At 37.4% G+C, this 18,110-nt stretch carries 18 protein-coding genes; 7 read left to right on the forward strand and 11 right to left on the reverse strand.

The window, feature by feature from the left end; genetic code table 11:
- Positions 1-319 precede the first annotated feature (319 nt).
- Entirely contained in the window at positions 320-841 is a 522-nt protein-coding gene (locus ACFQU5_RS07710; protein ID WP_390286388.1) for a YwhD family protein, read from the reverse strand.
- A 71-nt stretch (positions 842-912) separates the two neighbouring features.
- Here ACFQU5_RS07710 and ACFQU5_RS07715 point away from each other — a divergent pair, with 71 nt between their 5' ends.
- Positions 913-1,098: a 2-hydroxymuconate tautomerase gene (locus tag ACFQU5_RS07715; RefSeq protein ID WP_390286390.1), complete on the forward strand. Its 186-nt coding sequence runs from the start codon at positions 913-915 to the stop codon at positions 1,096-1,098.
- A gap of 47 nt (positions 1,099-1,145) precedes the next feature.
- Entirely contained in the window at positions 1,146-1,796 is a 651-nt protein-coding gene (locus ACFQU5_RS07720; protein ID WP_390286392.1) for a class A sortase, read from the forward strand.
- Positions 1,797-1,823: 27 nt separating this feature from the next.
- Here the strand turns inward: ACFQU5_RS07720 and ACFQU5_RS07725 are convergent, their stop codons facing one another.
- The 3 genes from ACFQU5_RS07725 to ACFQU5_RS07735 all read right to left on the reverse strand — a co-directional run bounded on the left by ACFQU5_RS07725 (position 1,824) and on the right by ACFQU5_RS07735 (position 8,823).
- Entirely contained in the window at positions 1,824-6,857 is a 5,034-nt protein-coding gene (locus tag ACFQU5_RS07725) for a Cna B-type domain-containing protein (protein ID WP_390286394.1), read from the reverse strand.
- A 264-nt stretch (positions 6,858-7,121) separates the two neighbouring features.
- Positions 7,122-8,372: an HD domain-containing protein gene (locus tag ACFQU5_RS07730; RefSeq protein WP_390286396.1), complete on the reverse strand. Its 1,251-nt coding sequence runs from the start codon at positions 8,370-8,372 to the stop codon at positions 7,122-7,124.
- A gap of 226 nt (positions 8,373-8,598) precedes the next feature.
- Positions 8,599-8,823, reverse strand: a complete 225-nt coding sequence (locus ACFQU5_RS07735; protein WP_390286398.1) for a YuzB family protein — start codon at positions 8,821-8,823, stop codon at positions 8,599-8,601.
- A gap of 314 nt (positions 8,824-9,137) precedes the next feature.
- Between ACFQU5_RS07735 and ACFQU5_RS07740 the strand changes: the two genes are divergently transcribed.
- Positions 9,138-9,800 carry an RsfA family transcriptional regulator gene (locus ACFQU5_RS07740; protein ID WP_390286400.1) on the forward strand — a complete coding sequence of 221 codons (663 nt, stop codon included), beginning with the start codon at positions 9,138-9,140 and terminating at the stop codon, positions 9,798-9,800.
- A gap of 31 nt (positions 9,801-9,831) precedes the next feature.
- Here ACFQU5_RS07740 and lipL read toward each other — a convergent pair whose 3' ends face one another.
- Entirely contained in the window at positions 9,832-10,665 is an 834-nt protein-coding gene (gene lipL, locus ACFQU5_RS07745) for an octanoyl-[GcvH]:protein N-octanoyltransferase (RefSeq protein ID WP_390286402.1), read from the reverse strand.
- A 277-nt stretch (positions 10,666-10,942) separates the two neighbouring features.
- Between lipL and hemQ the strand changes: the two genes are divergently transcribed.
- Positions 10,943-11,695 carry a hydrogen peroxide-dependent heme synthase gene (gene hemQ, locus ACFQU5_RS07750; protein ID WP_390286404.1) on the forward strand — a complete coding sequence of 251 codons (753 nt, stop codon included), beginning with the start codon at positions 10,943-10,945 and terminating at the stop codon, positions 11,693-11,695.
- A 180-nt stretch (positions 11,696-11,875) separates the two neighbouring features.
- On the opposite strand, the gene ACFQU5_RS07755 is transcribed toward hemQ, so the two are convergent.
- Positions 11,876-12,058 carry a hypothetical protein gene (locus ACFQU5_RS07755; protein WP_390286405.1) on the reverse strand — a complete coding sequence of 61 codons (183 nt, stop codon included), beginning with the start codon at positions 12,056-12,058 and terminating at the stop codon, positions 11,876-11,878.
- Positions 12,059-12,407: 349 nt separating this feature from the next.
- Here ACFQU5_RS07755 and ACFQU5_RS07760 point away from each other — a divergent pair, with 349 nt between their 5' ends.
- Complete coding sequence (locus tag ACFQU5_RS07760) at positions 12,408-12,920, forward strand: spore coat protein GerQ (protein ID WP_390286406.1); 513 nt, start codon at positions 12,408-12,410, stop codon at positions 12,918-12,920.
- A 109-nt stretch (positions 12,921-13,029) separates the two neighbouring features.
- On the opposite strand, the gene ACFQU5_RS07765 is transcribed toward ACFQU5_RS07760, so the two are convergent.
- The 5 genes from ACFQU5_RS07765 to ACFQU5_RS07785 all read right to left on the reverse strand — a co-directional run bounded on the left by ACFQU5_RS07765 (position 13,030) and on the right by ACFQU5_RS07785 (position 16,361).
- Complete coding sequence (locus tag ACFQU5_RS07765; protein WP_390286408.1) at positions 13,030-14,214, reverse strand: M20 family metallopeptidase; 1,185 nt, start codon at positions 14,212-14,214, stop codon at positions 13,030-13,032.
- A 246-nt stretch (positions 14,215-14,460) separates the two neighbouring features.
- Positions 14,461-14,844 (reverse strand): DUF423 domain-containing protein, encoded by a 384-nt coding sequence (locus tag ACFQU5_RS07770; RefSeq protein WP_390286410.1) that lies wholly within the window; start codon positions 14,842-14,844, stop codon positions 14,461-14,463.
- Positions 14,845-14,943: 99 nt separating this feature from the next.
- Positions 14,944-15,261 (reverse strand): YwdI family protein, encoded by a 318-nt coding sequence (locus ACFQU5_RS07775; RefSeq protein ID WP_390286412.1) that lies wholly within the window; start codon positions 15,259-15,261, stop codon positions 14,944-14,946.
- A gap of 3 nt (positions 15,262-15,264) precedes the next feature.
- The gene (locus tag ACFQU5_RS07780) at positions 15,265-15,441 is read right to left on the reverse strand and encodes a uracil-DNA glycosylase (protein ID WP_301136163.1); all 177 of its coding nucleotides are present in this window, start codon (positions 15,439-15,441) and stop codon (positions 15,265-15,267) included.
- A 239-nt stretch (positions 15,442-15,680) separates the two neighbouring features.
- Positions 15,681-16,361 carry a uracil-DNA glycosylase gene (locus tag ACFQU5_RS07785; RefSeq protein WP_390286414.1) on the reverse strand — a complete coding sequence of 227 codons (681 nt, stop codon included), beginning with the start codon at positions 16,359-16,361 and terminating at the stop codon, positions 15,681-15,683.
- A 249-nt stretch (positions 16,362-16,610) separates the two neighbouring features.
- Here ACFQU5_RS07785 and thiD point away from each other — a divergent pair, with 249 nt between their 5' ends.
- Together thiD and ACFQU5_RS07795 are read left to right on the forward strand one after the other, a co-directional pair.
- The gene (gene thiD / locus ACFQU5_RS07790) at positions 16,611-17,444 is read left to right on the forward strand and encodes a bifunctional hydroxymethylpyrimidine kinase/phosphomethylpyrimidine kinase (protein WP_390286416.1); all 834 of its coding nucleotides are present in this window, start codon (positions 16,611-16,613) and stop codon (positions 17,442-17,444) included.
- Positions 17,445-17,749: 305 nt separating this feature from the next.
- Positions 17,750-18,100, forward strand: a complete 351-nt coding sequence (locus tag ACFQU5_RS07795; protein WP_390286418.1) for a YojF family protein — start codon at positions 17,750-17,752, stop codon at positions 18,098-18,100.
- Positions 18,101-18,110: the final 10 nt, after the last annotated feature.

Here is an 18,110-nt window from a genome sequence, read left to right on the forward strand (position 1 = left end):
GAGCTTTTATCGTTTTCAGTAAAAAATGGTCTATTAGTATACAAATATAATTTTGAATTCAAAGTCATTTTTTATGGCAAAACGAAAGGATGAGATTCATGGGGCATCCGGCTTGGGATGTTTCAAATGCCGCATAAGTCTCAAACATTTCGTTCAGCCAAGTGTCCTAGCTTACTAATGAAGCTTAGTTTCAGTGTACTTTTTTTCAAACTTAGTTTCAACAGCGGATTAAATCCTAAATTAAATTGTCACATTTTGTTCAAATTCAAAATTGTTTTTTCAATTAAAACTGTTGACTTAATGTTATTTCCAAATATAACTATTTATTCACCGCTAGATCATTCCGAAGCTGCTCATCGCTTCTTTCCCACATTTCCAGATTGTGTGATTTTAAGAAGTCTGTCAGTACTTCTTTTGAGACATCATCCATATAATCAACCATTATTTTACGTTTCATGGATTTGTCCATTTTGTTGACATGGTCAGCCAAGATTTTATAGCCTCGACGTTTTTCTTTGTTCACTACCATTTCACAGGCCGTTACCCCAGCAAAATATGGACCCTCTTCTTTAAAATCAATTGTCACCCATACAAGCCAGTACGGTTTTCCACCTTCAGAGTCCTCACGATTTGTTGTAAATTTAATACGGCGCTCTACTTCACTCTTTGCATGCATCGCACCAATATCAATAAAAGCGTTTCTTTCCTCTATATCAATGAAAACCGGCGATACATTTTCCAACGATAGTGAACCAATACCAAAGCCTTTATGGCCATCGGTTGGGTCATTTTTTATAATGGTAAAGCCCATCTTTTGTTTCGCTTTTTCTTCATTTGCCATATTGTAAATCCCTCCATCTAAGCCTATTATAAAGAATATACACTAATTTTATCCACTTGGGAGGATGTAAAATGCCAATCGTAACTGTAAAAATGTTAGAAGGTCGTACAGACGAACAGAAAAAAGCTTTAGTAGAAAAAGTAACTGCAGCAGTTGTAGAAACAGTTAACGCACCACCAGAAGCGGTAACGATCGTAATCGAAGAAATGGCTAAGAACCATTACGCAAAGGCTGGCGTACGTGCTAGCGACCAGTAATTACGAAAGAAATTTCTTATTGTACACGGGTAGATGCGAGGTTGAACATGAAAAATAAGTTGATTACGATTAGTCTTATTTTAGTGCTACTTGTGGGCGTATGCCTAATTTTTATTAACCCCATCGAAAAGTTCTTCATTAACGATACAAGTGACTACTTATTAGACACGACAGCCGAAGAAGCTCAGAAAAATACAGAGATGGAAGCAAGCTTTGATTTTGAGGAGACTCAATCGCTTTCCATTTTCGATATTTTAAAAGCTCAAGCAACACGCGAAGACATACCCGCAATCGGAAGCATTACAATACCTACTGTTGAATTGGAGCTACCGATTGTTAAAGGCGTAGGTAAAGAAGCACTTGCAGTCGGTGCAGGAACGATGAAACCGAATCAACAAATGGGTGTTGGTAACTATTCCTTAGCTAGCCATTATTTTGAGGGGAAAGATATTTTATTTGGTCCTCTTTATGAAGCTGAGTTAGGTGATACAATTTATCTTTCAGATTTAAGTAACGTCTATGAATACGAAATTTTTGTTAAAAAGGTTATTGAGGCTACGGATGTCTATATTATCGATGAAACGGATCAAACGCTTCTAACACTTATTACATGCGCTGAGGAAGGCACAAAACGTTTAGCCGTACAAGCAGAATTCAAAACAAAATATGATATCGATAAAAACCCCTTACAAGGCTGATATTTTGGCCTTATAAGGGGTTTATTTTTATGCTATTTTACGGCGACGTGCAAGAGCGATAATACTTGTAGTTACTAATAAAAGACCTAGTATCACAACAAATAAATTAGACTCGCCATCTGTTTGTGGAAGCTTCTCAGCATTTGTGTACTGGCCTTCCGTGTTAGATGAATTTGCATCACCTTTGTAAGAGCCGTCATTTGCTGACTCTACATCTTCATCATTTGGATTCGTTGGATTTCCACCTTTTGAATCTGTTGGTTTTTCATCATCTGGATTTGTTGGTTTGTCACCACCCTGACTTGGTGGGTTTTGACCATCTTCTGTTGGCTTTTCTCCGTCTGTATTTGACGGGTTTTCATCGTCTGGATTTGTTGGTTTTTCGCCATCTTCATCTGAGTCTGGTTTTTCGCCATCTGGGTCTGGTTTTTCACCGTCTGGATCTTTTGGTGTTTCACCAGGTTTGTCTGAATCTTCCTCATCAGGTTTTGTTGGAGGTGTATAGCCTCCTCCGCCACCGGATGATCTCTTATACTTATTTGTCACAGTTAAACCATCTTCACTAATAGTCTTCACATAATTTCTTGGCACTTCCACTTCATCAACTGTATACGTATATGGGTTCGCTTGGAAATCAGTTTTATCCAAATCAGTCCAAGTATAGCTTGTTGTTCCATTTACAAGTACTACAGGTTCACCGTAAGCTATTCCATTCCTGTACAATTGAAGCTCAATTGTTGGACGACGATTTGATGGTCCTCCAACCCATTCTTTTGTAGCCGTTACACTTGTCTTAGGAATTACATAAGTGTTTGTAATTGTATGTCCTACTACTGTTTTCTTGTAATTTTGAGGAACATTAAGTTCGTCAACAGTATAGATGAATTTTTGTCCATTTCCGTCTGTTTCAGGGAGACCTTCCCATGTGTAGCTTTCTGTCCCATTTTCAAGCGTGATTGGTTCACCAAATGCTTTCTTTTCACCATCTTCACTTACCTGTTGGTAAAGTTGAACTTGAATTACTGGGTGAGTTTCTGGTCCACCTACCCACTTTTTGGTTACGGTTACTCCTACAACAAATGTGTTTGTAACGGTCAATTTATCCTCACTTAACGTTCGGACATAGTTTTCTGGTACTGTAACTTCATCGATTGTGTAAGTATATTCATTCCCGTCAATGTCTGTTTCATCAAGATCTCTCCAGGTATAGGTAGTCTCTCCATTTTCGAGAATTACTGGTTCACCATAGACATTTCCATTTTGGTATAACTGAAGTTCAATCATTGGATGTTCAGCTGGTCCATCAACCCATACTTTTGTCCCTGTAATTTCTGTTTTAGGGCTGACATAAGTGTTCGTAATCGTTAAACCATCTTCACTGATTGATTTCTCATAGTTTGTTGGAACATTTACTTCATCTACAGTGTAGTTACATTCATCACAAATATCCAAACCTGTCCAAGTAACCGTTGTTTCACCGCTTACCAGTTTTTTCGGCTCACCTACAGCAACTCCATCTTTGTATAACTGCAATTCAATCGTTGGGTGTTCAATTGGACCACCTACCCAAACTTTCGTTGCTGTTACTTCAGCTTTTTTATTCACAAGTTTGATTACTGCTTCTGCATTATCTTTATTTTCAGACAATTTACTGTCATTAGATACATCTAAAGTAAAATCAAATTCTGCTTTTTGGTATCCTTCAGGTGCATCTATTTCTTTCAGTGTGTACTTACCATAGTTAATATTTTCAATTTCAAAGGTACCATCAGCACCCGATTCAATGTTTTCTTTTACTAATATATTTGTATCTTGTATATAAAGATTAAATTTAACACCCGGTAGATTTTCTTCTTCTTCAGTCACGCTGTTAAGTCCAATTTTATGGAATTTCACGTTACCTTTAATCAACGAAAATCCTGCAGATGAACGACTGAAAGCATATTTTTCTTCGTATTTATTTTCATCCTTTTGATTATCAGACAAGTTATCTGACCCCTCAAATGTTATTGTCGCAAGATTTTCAGGTGTATTAGGTTCCTCAGTTGTTAGGGTATATGTTTTGTATTGAATTTGATATCCTTTTCTTTCTAAATCTCCGAATTCAATCGTGAAACCACCTGTCTCTTCATCAAGACTTAACTCGAGTCCGAATTCACTAGGATTATGCCATGTACCCTCTTCTTTAATACCGGTTGATGTTACACTAAAAGGTCTAACCTGTATTGAGCTACGATCGAGCAACAAACTTTCAGCCGGTGTATCTGTGACAATTACATTTTTTAAACTCGAATGTGATTTGTTAACATCAAGCGTCCACGTAAGAATTCCATCTTTATTTGAACTCTCATTTCCGCTTACCGACTTGCCAACCAAATTATTGGCTACATCGACCATAACTTCAGAAGGTGTTGGTGTAAGGTTATGAATCGTTTCACCCTTCACTTTAAAAGTTGCTTGGTTTTTATACGTTTTTCCTAAGTTATTCGATGATTCGTTTCCTAATATATTATCCGTATCTTTCGTATTATAGATCACGATATAGGATTGATTATTAAGATTATCATCTAAATTAGAATTAAATGTTAATGTATACTGATCATTCTTGTTATCCTCATCCGAATTCCCGAAGGTTAGTGTATAATCAGTATTAGGATCTAGTTTCTTATCATAGATAATAGTTCCGGATGTATCATTAGTTCTCGTATAATGATATACATTAAATGAATCTTCTACAATTTCATGTCCCGTTCCTAAAGTATCCGTTAATACAGCATCCCTAATGTCTTTTTTATTTGCATTCACAACGACATTCCATGTAAATAGTTGTTTTTCATAATCAAAACTTCCCCATTTACGGCCATTATTGACTGTTGTAGTTCCTGGCACAAATTTATCGGAAAACTCTAAATTATATTCTTTATCACTTGTCCAATGGATATCTGCTGTATTTCCATACCCGCTATTTGCTACTTCGCCTGTATCTTTTACATGGTATGAAGTTGTATAGGTAATGGTTGCAGTTCCACCGTTTGCAATATCAATATTTCCAAGGATTAAGCCTTCAGATAAATCATCCTTATTCGGATCAATTGAGAGTAGTTGTCTTGTTACTGGATCCTCATTTGCATTTGAAATACCTTGAATATCAATACCATCTAGGCCATCCTTTAACACATGGACACCATTAATTGATCCATTTGTAAAAGTATCTGTAAGAGTTAAGTTTTTAATCTCTTTATTATCCGCTTTGATTTTAATTGTCCATGTAATTGTTTGTGTATCTAAATCCACAGTATGGTCTTTTGTAAGGATTCCTTGCGATTTAGTTTTTTCGCCATCTGAAATTTCAGTTAAAACTGTACCACTACTTACAAAGTTTTGAACTTTAGTTCCATCAATGTTAAAGTCCTCATCATATACTGCGGGATAGACAATTCGATATGCCTCAGTGATATCTTTTTTAAATTCCAGTTCAAAAGTATCTACAAATCCAGATGAAGGATTCACTGTATAATCAGTAGTCGATACTTCTACCCCAGTACCTTGCCCATTACCATTTTCATCAACAGTCATTTTATAGACTTTAATTTGGGATACATCGATCTTATGGTCACCAGTAATCCTATCTTCAATATAGGCATCTACTGCCGAAATTTTCAATTGATTATAGTTATAGTGAATTTCCCAATTAGATTCATAGTTACTGATGTCACCGATTAATTTCTTAGCAAGTGATTTACCGTATGTTGTTGTGACCTGCTCCGCAGAATCTTCATCAATTACTGTTTCTCCCTCTTTCAAAACAATCTTATTGTCGAATGGTTTCTTGCCATCTCGTTCTTCAGGACTTAGTGTTATTTTCGTACGGTACTCAATTTTATAAGCGAAATTCCCGTTTAATGTAATGGCATTAAAAGAGTTAAAGGGACCACCTGTTAACGGAGTGGCTGTAGCATCAATTACACCACGTAAACCAACTTCATACTGGGTAACGGTAATATTACCATCTAACTCATGTCCCCCAGTAGCTTCATCCTCTAACGTTGCATTATTCAATGATTTGCCTGCTGTGTTTATCCATACTGCATAATCAATGTAACGTTCACCGTTTTCAATTTCAGCTGTAGTTGCTAATGCACTTTTCTGCACAGCATCATCCTCGGCCGTGGATGGCAGGAACGTTACAGTAATTGTCTCTGTTCCCCCATTCGGGCTTGGAACATTAATCTCTTGCTCCAAATCATTATCAGCGTTGTCTAATTCAAAACCAGATTCAAAGTTTAGTGTAATGTTTGCATTACCTGAAAATGAAGTATCGATATCCGTTAATGTTACTGTTACGGTATTATCATCCGTCTCCCATCTAAACCCAGGAATGCTATTGTCAACTCGTGGTTGCATACCATTAAAGTTATTATCCCAGTCAACAAGTGATTCAGGTAGGTCAAATGTAAAGTAATCACCATTCTTTGGATTTTCTAAAAGGACAGCAAAGTCAAAATTTATTGAGATGCGTGATGTCTGAGGAATTGGCTGTCCTTCAACAACTGGATTTTCGTTAATCAAGACCCTTACAGCATTTAATTCAGCACTTAATTTGCTACCTTCTAATTCTTCTACTTGTAAAACCGCAGGGTCTATTGGAGTTGTACCCGGTTCCCCTGGTGTTGCACCTGGTTCTTCTGGAGTTGCACCTGGTTCTTCCGGAGTTGTACCTGGTTCTTCCGGAGTTGTACCTGGTTCCTCCGGAGTTGTACCTGGTTCCTCCGGAGTTGTACCTGGTTCTTCTGGAGTTGTACCTGGTTCCTCCGGAGTTGTACCTGGTTCTTCTGGAGTTGTACCTGGTTCTTCTGGAGTTGTACCTGGTTCCTCCGGAGTTGTACCTGGTTCTCCTGGAGTTGCATTATCTCCTTTACTCGCACCATCGCTTAGAGAACCAACTGCATTACTTTCTTCATTGCCTACTTGATTGTCTCCACTTGCAAACACAGCAATAGGCGACAGCAACGTTTGAAACACAAGCAACACGACTATGATTCCTATATTCAGTTTTCTCATTGGAATTAATTATTCCCTCCTTTTATTATTATTGCTATCAACTCTTTTCTCTTAATTTATAGAACTACCTTTTTTGTTTAAAATAGCAGTATACATATTTTAGAAGAAAAGGGAGTTAATCTTAATAAGTCTACTTATCTCCTCTTAAATAACTCTTAAATATCTAGTAAACTTCCTATCAAAAACGGTAAATCCCATCAATATTACTACAAAATAAAAAGCCTACCAGCTCTTGGTAGGACCAAGGGCATGGTAGGCTTTCTCTTAAATAAACATGATTTCTTTAGGGTAATACACTTTATAATCTACTTTAATATTGTTGGCCATTGCCGAAACAATGTGAGATAGTTCGGAAAGTTCCCGAATTTCGCCACTTGGCATTTCCAAGTAGATTGGTTTTTTGGTTGATTTTAAACCAGGACGATAAAAGTCATAGGGCAGGTCTGATGTTGAATCAGGCTTTATATAATAATCTGGATCTAAGCCCATCGACCGCACTTGTTCAACAAGCCATGCGTAACGCTCCGGCTCTTCTTCCGGATTCAGATCGACATGGGCAAATAAATCACGATTGATAAATCTTCTGCACAGATCTTTTAAGATGGCATCGTCTTCGCTCATCCAAAACTGAAAATAGGCTAATAGTACATTTTCATCTAGTGCTAAATAATCTTCCAGGGTTACTTCATTCTTAAAAAACGATTGAAAATGTGATGGCTCAAATTTGAATTGATGGCCCTCTTCATATAATTTCTTTGCTCTTTTTAATATATGATTAAGGATTGCTTCTGCACTTCGCGAAACCGGATGGAAGTAGATTTGAAGATACATTTGGTAACGAGACATAATGTAATCTTCAATTGCATGCATCCCTGACGCTTTAAAGACGATTTGGCCTTGTCTTGGACGAATTACTCTTAAAATTCTTTCCATATCAAAGTGGCCATAACTAACTCCTGTAAAATAGGCATCCCTCTGCAAATAGTCCATGCGATCAGCATCAATTTGGCTCGAAATGAGGCTAACTGCTAATGTATTTGTATAGTTTTTCTCAATCACCAACGCGACTCTCTCAGGAAAATCCTCTGACACTTTCCTTAAAACCGCATTTACTTCTGTGTTACCTAATAATATTAGCCTTGTATAGTATTCATGGTCTGTATGAAAAACATTTTCAAAGGAATGGGAAAACGGCCCATGACCTAAATCATGAAGTAAAGCCGCACATAGAACCACTAACCGCTCACTCTCATCCCACTGTGGGCGTCCCCGAAAAACATCATCTACAATGCGCCGAACAATTTCATAAACACCGAGCGAATGATTAAAGCGACTATGTTCCGCACCGTGAAATACTAAATAGCTAGTGCCTAGCTGTTTAATTCGACGTAATCGCTGGAACTCCTTGGTACCAATTAAATCCCATATGATTTGATCGCGCACATGAACATAGCGGTGCACAGGATCCTTAAACACTTTTTCTTCTGCTAACTTTGCACTTGCATAATCCTCCACACTCCGCACCTCACTCTCTAATACTTACCTCTTATTATATGGGAGTTTTCAACGAATTACATCAAACACCCACTAAAATACTAGAAAAGAAAGCATGTTGATGGATTTTTATTATTTTTTAACTCGAGAAATGAGATTCTATATTAGGTCACCAATCTATTTTCGTTATATTCATCTATCTAAATAAAAAAGCCACCTTCTCTTGTTAGAAGATAGCTTTCCGTTCTTATTTTTTTAGTTTTGCTACAACTTTCTCCATTAACTCTTCTTCAGTTAATGCATTTACTGGTCTCCCATTTACAAAGGTAAATGTTTTTTTCCGTCCAGGACCACAATATGAATGACAGCCAATTTCAATCGTTGCTTCTGAATCTAATTCTTTCAATTTAGGAATTAACGTTTTTAAATTAACGGCCTGACATTCATCGCAAACTTTAAATTCGTTTGCCATTTTGCCAACAACCCTTTCTATTGGTGATATTTTACTTTTATTACGAAAACTATTTTACCGATATATTTTTAATCTAACAGATATTTTAGCCTATTAAAACAGTCATCATCAAGTAAAATCAACATTCTTTAGTCAAAGGTCTCATAGCTGTTGCTTTTCTATAAAAATCTCTTTTCACTTTCACACTTGAAAGAATAAAAAAAGACCAATTTAATATATAGATTGAAAATATTTGAATAAAATTGGAACTTCTTGGACACTATAAGTTTTGAACAAACAAACAAAACTATGAACTTTACAGGAGGTTTTAAAAAATGGTCAAAATTAGACAAGATGCTTGGCTAAAAGAAAACGACGAATTATTAGCAGAGGCTGTCATCAGACATGTTAAGGAAGGTAGTACACAGTTAAATGCCTTTGAAGAAGCTGGTGATGCTTTAAATCGAACAGCTGCTGCTTGTGGTTTCCGATGGAATGCTGTTGTACGCCGTTTATATGAAAAAGAATTAGCTGAAGCAAAAAAAGAAAGAAAAGAAAGAATGAGAGTATTAGGCATGAATGGTAGACGCCGTACACAGAGTGTATACTTGCTGCCAAATTCTCAACCAACAGAAGAAACAAAATCGCTTCCTTTATCCGCTCTTAATCTAGACATTATTATTGCCTATTTGTTACGCTTACAGCATCAAGGCGGCAACGATATGGAAGCCACAAAATGGCGCCATATTGCCAATACCTCGACAGAGAAAGTAAAAGAATTGGAACTTCAACTAAGACGACTACAACAAGAGAATAAAGAAATTCGTGAAGATTATGAGCAATTCGTACAGATTATGAACCGCGCTCGTAGATTAGTAACACTTGACGAGGATGACAACCGAGTTGCTCCCGTATTCAAAATGGAGAAAAATGGTAATCTAGTTGCCAACTATACCACTGGAAATAGTGAAAAAGAAAACGTGGATGTGCCGAATTAAGCACACCCACGTTTTTCCTTACATATGAATCTTATTTCCGATTCAACATTTTTTCATTACGCTCTAGGACGCGATTTAAATAGAAAGTATAAAGTTCCAATTCTTCCTCATTTAATGATTGAACACTATTTTGATTACTTAATTGGTTCAAAACAGCCTGTAATCTAAAAACAGTATCCCGAACTGTAAGTGGCTTTTCCAATAATTCACTTAAACTCGCCATCACTTCAGGCTGAATTTTGGGATAGGCAAATTTCGTTTCGTCGTCTTTTAAACTAAAGGTATAAAAATCCTTTACTAGTTTTGCCCGTTCACTGCCGCTGCCTTCAATACAGAGGTAAATTTGAACAGCAATCCCCTGTCTTAGACGGCGCTGCGATATTCCGGCAAACTTTTTTCCGCCAATACTTAAATCATAGGAACCTGGGCAATAGGATCCAATAATTTCATAGGCTTCTATTTTGTCAGCCGCTTCAGGGAATAACAGCTTAACTAGGCCTACCATTACATCATAGCCCTCATTAATATTGATGGCTCCAATTTGTTCTGATAGGACAATCGAAATATTTAGAACACCACTATCCAAAACTACGGCAAGCCCACCCGAATTTCGGACAATGGCTTGATAGCCTCTTGAATTCAAGTATTGAATTCCCTCTTGAACGTATGGCAGCCGATGATCTTGAATGCCAAGCACTACTGTATTGTCATGAACCCAAGTTCGAACTGTGCTGCTTGATTGCAATTGCCCAACTAATTGGCAAAGTGTATCATCCATTGCAAATGATTCAAGTGGTGTTCGAGCTTTCATCGTGATTGATTGATCGATAAAACGCCATGTATTTTGCTGCAGTAAAGGATGCATCTGTTGTTACTCCTTCTAATAAATATTAAGTTAAGCATACACGAAAAGCATTTACCCCATCAAATTCAATTTGCTAGTCTTTCATTGTTGTCACACTTTTTATTACAGCGAAAATGAATCAAGTGACTTAAAAATTGAAATACTTATACGGGATTAAAACTGCCACACTCTTGTCAAATTAGTGAATTTCGACATTATGTGCCGTTTCTTACAAGGAATTATTTTGATTTTATGCTAAGATACTTGTGAATGATTATCAATTAAGGAGTGTTATCAAATGAATGAAGCAGCAATTACATTAGATGGCTGGTACTGTTTACATGATTTCAGAGCGATCGACTGGACTTCTTGGAAATTAGTTTCACAGGAAGAACGCACAAATGCAGTCGATGAGTTCGTACAATATTTAGAAAAAATAAACGAAGCACATGTTGCCAAAACAGGTTCCCATGCGTTTTATTCAATAATCGGGCAAAAAGCTGATTTTATGCTTATGATCCTTCGTGAAACACCTGAAGAACTACAAGAATTAGAAGCAGAATTTAATAAATTAGCGATTGCTGATTTCACAGTGCCAACATATTCTTATGTTTCTGTGGTTGAGCTTTCGAACTACTTAGCAAAAGATTCTGATGAAGATCCTTACCAAAATCCACATGTCCGTGCAAGACTGTACCCGGAATTGCCACGTACAAAATACGTATGCTTCTATCCAATGGACAAACGTCGTGAAGGTAACGATAACTGGTATATGCTTGATATGGAAGAGCGACGTAAGTTAATGCATTCACACGGTTTAATTGGTCGCAGCTATGCTGGTAAAATAAAACAAATCATTACTGGTTCTGTTGGACTAGATGATCATGAGTGGGGCGTAACATTATTCTCTGAGGATATGCTTCAATTCAAAAAAATCGTCTACGAAATGCGCTTTGATGAAGTATCTGCTCGATACGGCGAATTTGGTGAGTTTCTAGTTGGAAACTTATTGGATAATGATAAATTAGCTACTTTCTTAACAGTTAAGTAATAATAAAAGCGCAAGGCGCCCGCTTATCAACGACAAGCATAAGTCGATCACTGACAGAAGGCGTTCTTTGCCTTCCGAAGTGATCGACTTATGACCCCGAGCTGATGGCGCCTGGAGCTAGACACTGTTCTAAAAACATATAAATGAAAAAAGCGAGACGTAATCGAAAATATTCGATTTCTACGCCTCGTTTTTTTCTTTCTCTTCTTTTGTTCTTACTATTATTAGAATTGTATTGATAAAAAATCCGATAAAAATTATTAAGACAAATAAATACCAATGCAATGGCTGCTCGTAAATACTTGCGATAATAAAGGAAAGTATCGCACTGATGACTATTGAAACCCAGATACCCAATCGCACAGGATCAACCCCTATATACTATTCTTTGACTAACGATTCCCCTTTTAAAATTGTTGAACTCCTGACAAAATAGCGAACGAACATCCACTCTAGTTTTATTTTATTAATAATTCGCTATTTTTATACAAAATATACGAACTCTTTCATTCATTTTACATACATTAAAAACATGGGCGATTTTTTATTATTTTTTATTCTTAAATGGTAGCAAATGCATAAAGTGTTATGAGGAGGTATGTCATATAGCTGTTTTAACAGCCAATGATGCTCAAGTTTCCTTTCTTGCACGGTTAATACGCTCTATGGATTATTAAATTGAAAATTAAAAAATTAAGAAAGGGTGTTTTTTTTGACATATCACAATTGGGGTCAAACGAGTCAAATGGGTCAACAACAATCATATCCATCTTCGCCTGGACAATTTCCTTCAGGGCAGTTTCCATCTGGACAGTTTCCTATGGGTCAGTTTCCTTCAGGTCAAAATACTTATGGCCAATTTCCAAGTGGGCAAATGACTACTCCTCCAGGTCAAGGTACATCACAAAGTATGATAAATCCTATGAGAAACGGAACTGCAGCAGGTTTTCGTGAAGAATCGTATATCGAAAATATTCTAAGATTAAATCGTGGAAAAATAGGTACTTTTTATTTTACTATTCCTTCGGGTCAAGTTGGCGAAAATCAAAATGGAGGCACTACCAGAGTTGTTCGTGGAGCGATTGTTGAGGCTGGCCGGGATCATGCGATTATTGCTGAAGCCGATACAGGTCACTATTACTTGTTCCCTATGATTTACTTTGACTTTGCAGAGTTTACTGAACCATTAACATACCTACCTGGATCTCCATTGCCACTAAGATAACGATAAATAATAAAAAAGCGTAGGCAAAATCGATAGTCGAATTTGTCTACACTCTCGAATCCACTTCTTACTGGAAGTGGATATTTTTTGTTGTTGATTAAAATAAGAATTATAATTTTTTGCTCTGCTTTAAGTATTTTAACGTAGCTAATCCAAGCGTTTTTGCTGCAATTAACATCGCTCTTTCATCAAAGTTGAATTGTGCGTGGTGATGGGGGTAAGCATCCTTCCAAGCCGGATCCTTTGCACCTGTTATAAAAAACGTTCCTGGGACCTTTTCTAAATAATAGGCAAAATCTTCACCAACCATTAATGGCGAACATTCAACGACATTGTGTACTTCCGAAAGCTGGCATGCCACATCCGCAAGAAATTGCGTTTCCTTTTTATGATTGACAACCGGTGGATATCCTCTAGTAAAGGCATATTCATAGGTAGCATGGAATCCTTCACATACCGACTTAAGCAGCAGCTCTATTTCATGTTCAACCTGCGTGCGTACCTCTTCATCAAAAGTACGGACTGTCCCTTTTAATTCAACCTTTTCTGCGATTACATTGAAAGGATTAATCGCTTCAAAATGTCCAATTGATACAACCGCTGATTTCAAAGGATCAATTCTTCTGGATACGACGGTTTGCAGCTGCGTGATGAATTGGGATGCAACTACAATTGAGTCGATTGAATTATGAGGTTCAGCACCGTGGCCTCCTTTGCCTTGGATCGTGATTTCCAGGCGATCTGCTGCAGCCATAATCGCACCATTCCGAACCAGTACGTCTCCAAGTGGTGTTGGTGCCCAAAGGTGAGTACCAAAGATAACATCCACTCCGTCTAGGCATCCATCTTCTATCATAGGCTTCGCGCCTCCAGGAGCAAGTTCTTCCGCAAATTGATGAATAAATACAATGTTCCCTTGAAGTTCATCTTTCATCGCCACGAATGCTTTTGCTAAAACTAGAAGGGTTGCTGTATGGCCATCATGACCACATGCGTGCATCACGCCATCCACTTTTGATTTGTATGGTATATCATTTTGTTCTTGAATAGCGAGAGCATCAAAGTCAGCCCGCAACGCTACCGTTTTGCCTGGCTTCCCGCCTTTTAATGTCGCTACTACTCCTCGACCTCCAACCCCATCACGCACTTCAAGACCTAGCTTCCGATGATAATTCGCTATGTAAAGTGGTGTATGGATTTCTTGGAATGATAGTTCAGGATTTTCATGCAGGTAACGCCTAATCGAAACCATTTCTTCATAATGGCTTTCCAATACTTTGAATAATTGTTCCATATAATTTCCCCTTCCTATTCTTGTAGTTTCAACAATATATGTTGAATTTTCTCTAAATTTACTATAGATATAAAAACTTTATCATGTTTTTGAATGTTTAAATATGAAAATCTATTAGTTTATTTCAAAAATTCATTTGACATAATTTAGCAGCAACTATATTTAGTGCTTTGAAAATCCTATTACTATCCTGTCGAAAACAAAAAAAGAATTACAAGGTATCTCCTGTAATTCTCATTTTCGACTCTATGAATTTTTATGTTTTAGTGTCGCAACAAGCAGAAGCACCCAACCAATTAAGAACAGTACTCCACCTATTGGTGTAATCGCTCCTAAAATACCTATACCTGATAGAGCTAAAATATAAAGACTTCCTGAAAAGAATACAATCCCTAAATTCATGCAGATTGCTGCGATTCTCAACTGTTTTATGGAGCCGAATAGTTTTGGGCTCATTAAAATACCGATCGCTACGATTCCAATCGCATGAAACATTTGGTACTGTACTGCTTTCTCCCAAATTCCTATCCCATACTCATCCAATACGTTATCAAGTGCGTGTGCGCCAAATGCACCTAAAGCAACGACCAAAAATCCGTGAATTGCGCCAGAAATAATTGAACCTTTCATTGTTATACCTCTTCTCTATGTAATCCTCTTAACTGTGCCTAGCTTTCCTTAGGGGTTTAGGCGTAACCAATCTACTAATAACGATGTGATTGCCGAGTCCTAAAAATCAAAAATTGATTCCCCATTCGCATCATTTTCTTCTAGTTTTCCACCATTAATGGAGTTTGAATTTCGGATCATCTTATGTGACTCCGCTGTTATTGTGCTTGATTGAAAACTTTGATTCGGTTGAATAGTCATCATGGACGTGGTACTTTGAACCTGTGGTAATGCATTGGTCTTTCCATTTGATAATGCCAGATTGCATAATGCTCGAATCGCACTTAATTGCTCTCGCATATGCTGTTCATCCGTCTGATTTTTAGTACTTGCTACAAGTTGTTCAATTTCCAGCAACAGTGCTTGATAAGAAATCATGTTCTACCGCTCCCCCAGTGTTTGTTTAGGTAAAAACTGCATACAATCCAGACCTGAAGATTGTTTAACGACTACAGAAGGAAGCTGCTTTGTTTTAAAATTATAAGCTGTGCAAGACCTAGGATTACGCTGATCCCATGTCACACGGAAATATTGGCATTTAAAACAATTCACCTTCAAGATGACTTCCCTACTTTCTATTTCAATTTAACAGATTTCAAATTCTGTGAAAAGCTATGTGAATCAAAGCTTTATAGTCTACAAACCTTGCTTCATCTTGTAACCAGCGAGTTCTCTGCTTTATGAGCAGTTCTCTTTCTTTTGAGCGGCTTTCTACTGTTCACGAGCGAGGTTCGCTGATTTACGAGCGAGTTCATTTTTACGTAGTAAGGACTCACTTCATTTCGAGATCGCTTTTATTACTTGTCAGCCAAACACCAATCGATCGGTTCTTGCTCCCATTCTATTAACTTATCATTAATTTTGGAGAATGGTTTGCTGCCAAAAAATCCTCTGTGGGCACTTAATGGGCTTGGATGCGGTGCTTGTAAAATAAAATGATGCTGCCCATTTTTTTCTATAATTGTTCGCTTTGTTTGTGCAGGTTTCCCCCATAGCACAAAGATTATGGGTTCAGGGCGCTTGGCCAGTTTTTCTATGACTGCATCCGTAAATTGTTCCCATCCCTGCCCTTTATGTGAATTCGCCTCACCTTGCCGAACAGTCAACACAGTATTTAATAGGAACACTCCTTGCCTTGCCCATTCCATTAAATAGCCGTCACTTGGTGTTGGACACCCCACATCCTGTTCGAGTTCTTTGAAAATATTTCGTAAGCTTGGCGGAAGTGGCACACCTTTTTTTACAGAAAAACACATTCCATGAGCTTGACCAGGTCCGTGATATGGATCTTGTCCTAAAATAACAACTTTTACATCTTTATAAGCTACTGTGTAAAACGCACTCATGACTTCTTCTTTAGGTGGATAAACTGTTGATAGGCTATATTGTTCTGCAACAAACTTTTTCAACTCTAAAAAATAAGTTTTTTCAAATTCCGGAGCTAGTATCGCTTCCCAATCATTTTTAAATATTTTCATTAATACACACCTCACATTAAAACTACTTTATCTAGTTACCCGTTTCAATAGGAGAATCTTTTCGAAATCCTCCAAATTTGTGAAAATAACGTGATATAAATTTGAAAACTCATTCATTTGCTCATTCATATTGTAATAGTTGTTAACTGACATTATATTTTTTATGAAAACTGGCTATTTTTATAAAGTCAGAATTATACTATAATTTAAACCATTCATTTCATTACACAGTTGAAGGAGTAAACAATTATGGCATTGAAAAAAACATTAACAATCGCAGGTTCTGACGCTTCAGGCGGCGCAGGACTGGAAGCAGATTTAAAAGCATTTGAAGAACATGATACATACGGTATGGCGGCAGTTACAGTTATCGCTACAATGGATCCTGATAACAACTGGAACCATGGCGTGTATACATTACCTATCGATGTCCTGCAAGCACAATTAAAAACAGCATTTTCCACTGGGATTGATGCTTTAAAAACAGGAATGTTATCTACTGAAGAAGTGATTCAAACTACAGGGGAAGCGATTCGTACAGCTGGCGTTGAAAATGTTGTTATTGACCCAGTGATGGTATGTAAAGGTGAAGATGAGGTGTTAAACCCAGGTACAGTAGATGCAATGATCCAATATCTATTGCCAAATGCCCTTGTCACAACCCCCAACCTTTTCGAAGCAGGACAACTTGCTGGAACAGGCACACCTAAAACAATCGAAGAGATGAAAGTAGCCGCAGAAAAAATCAAAGCGCTCGGTGCAAAAAATGTAATCATCAAGGGTGGTCGTGCACTAGCTACTGATAAAGCGGTTGACCTATTCTACGATGGTGAAAAATTCTATTTACTTGAAACACCAAAAGTTGAAACAACTTATAACCACGGTGCTGGTTGTACATTTGCTGCAAGTGTAACTGCAAATCTTGCGAATGGATTATCTGTGAAGGAAGCAGTCATTGAAGCAAAAGAATTCGTTGCAGCCGGTATTCAGCACGGCTGGAAGTTAAATCAATTTGTAGGACCAGTTTATCACGGTGCAAAACCTCGTCTTGGCGCACCTGAAGTGACAATTACAGAAGTTTAAATTTTTTATGTGCCAGGCACGCAAGCAATTCGAAATTTTCCGAATCGTTTGTGTGCCTGGCACTTTTATTTTAAGCATTTTCTTTTCATAAAGTTGCCATATTGACTATAATTATTAATAAGTAAACTCTAGGCTTCCGAGTATCTTACATGGTACGGAATCTAGGTGACCAACTTCTAGTTGGCCAGTTGCCAATTATGCTTTGATGAACAGTGAGTCCCCTTCTTAGAGTTTGTCATTCCCTCTATGTTCAAGGAACGATTCCTTTCGTTTAAGCGAAGTAAAGATGTGAAAGGAGAATTAAGATGAAGGAAGTACAAATTAACGAGCTCCAAGAGTTGCTTAATTCTTTTGCTAACAAAGATGTCTATATTCATCTAGAAACAACAAATGGAGCATATGCCGCACATTTTGATGAAAGAGTATTCAATGCAGGTGCATTCATCCGGAATGTTAAAATTCGTTATGAACTAGCTAAAATTATTGACGATACTCCTCACCGAGTGGGCTTAAAAATGAACCACGGCTGGGTTTATGCACAAGGGATTACCCATTACGAATTAGATGAAAAAGGCCGTTTATTAATGGCTGGATTAGACTTTACAGGGAAACTTGCTGTTGCACTAGAAATTAGTGAAACACCATTTTCTTATTAAGGAGTGGATT

The organism is Ureibacillus sp. GCM10028918 (assembly GCF_042666115.1).
Taxonomy (GTDB): domain Bacteria; phylum Bacillota; class Bacilli; order Bacillales_A; family Planococcaceae; genus Ureibacillus.

What these genes read in the sequence shown, in the direction of transcription:
- ACFQU5_RS07765 (WP_390286408.1), bottom strand. Translation starts at nt 14,214, where the DNA reads ATGGAACAATTATTCAAAGTATTGGAAAGCCATTATGAAGAAATGGTT.
- ACFQU5_RS07770 (WP_390286410.1), bottom strand. Translation starts at nt 14,844, where the DNA reads ATGAAAGGTTCAATTATTTCTGGCGCAATTCACGGATTTTTGGTCGTT.
- ACFQU5_RS07715 (WP_390286390.1), top strand. Translation starts at nt 913, where the DNA reads ATGCCAATCGTAACTGTAAAAATGTTAGAAGGTCGTACAGACGAACAG.
- ACFQU5_RS07720 (WP_390286392.1), top strand. Translation starts at nt 1,146, where the DNA reads ATGAAAAATAAGTTGATTACGATTAGTCTTATTTTAGTGCTACTTGTG.
- ACFQU5_RS07725 (WP_390286394.1), bottom strand. Translation starts at nt 6,857, where the DNA reads ATGAGAAAACTGAATATAGGAATCATAGTCGTGTTGCTTGTGTTTCAA.
- thiD (WP_390286416.1), top strand. Translation starts at nt 16,611, where the DNA reads ATGGCATTGAAAAAAACATTAACAATCGCAGGTTCTGACGCTTCAGGC.
- ACFQU5_RS07740 (WP_390286400.1), top strand. Translation starts at nt 9,138, where the DNA reads ATGGTCAAAATTAGACAAGATGCTTGGCTAAAAGAAAACGACGAATTA.
- ACFQU5_RS07775 (WP_390286412.1), bottom strand. Translation starts at nt 15,261, where the DNA reads ATGATTTCTTATCAAGCACTGTTGCTGGAAATTGAACAACTTGTAGCA.
- ACFQU5_RS07785 (WP_390286414.1), bottom strand. Translation starts at nt 16,361, where the DNA reads ATGAAAATATTTAAAAATGATTGGGAAGCGATACTAGCTCCGGAATTT.
- lipL (WP_390286402.1), bottom strand. Translation starts at nt 10,665, where the DNA reads ATGCATCCTTTACTGCAGCAAAATACATGGCGTTTTATCGATCAATCA.
- hemQ (WP_390286404.1), top strand. Translation starts at nt 10,943, where the DNA reads ATGAATGAAGCAGCAATTACATTAGATGGCTGGTACTGTTTACATGAT.
- ACFQU5_RS07735 (WP_390286398.1), bottom strand. Translation starts at nt 8,823, where the DNA reads ATGGCAAACGAATTTAAAGTTTGCGATGAATGTCAGGCCGTTAATTTA.
- ACFQU5_RS07710 (WP_390286388.1), bottom strand. Translation starts at nt 841, where the DNA reads ATGGCAAATGAAGAAAAAGCGAAACAAAAGATGGGCTTTACCATTATA.
- ACFQU5_RS07795 (WP_390286418.1), top strand. Translation starts at nt 17,750, where the DNA reads ATGAAGGAAGTACAAATTAACGAGCTCCAAGAGTTGCTTAATTCTTTT.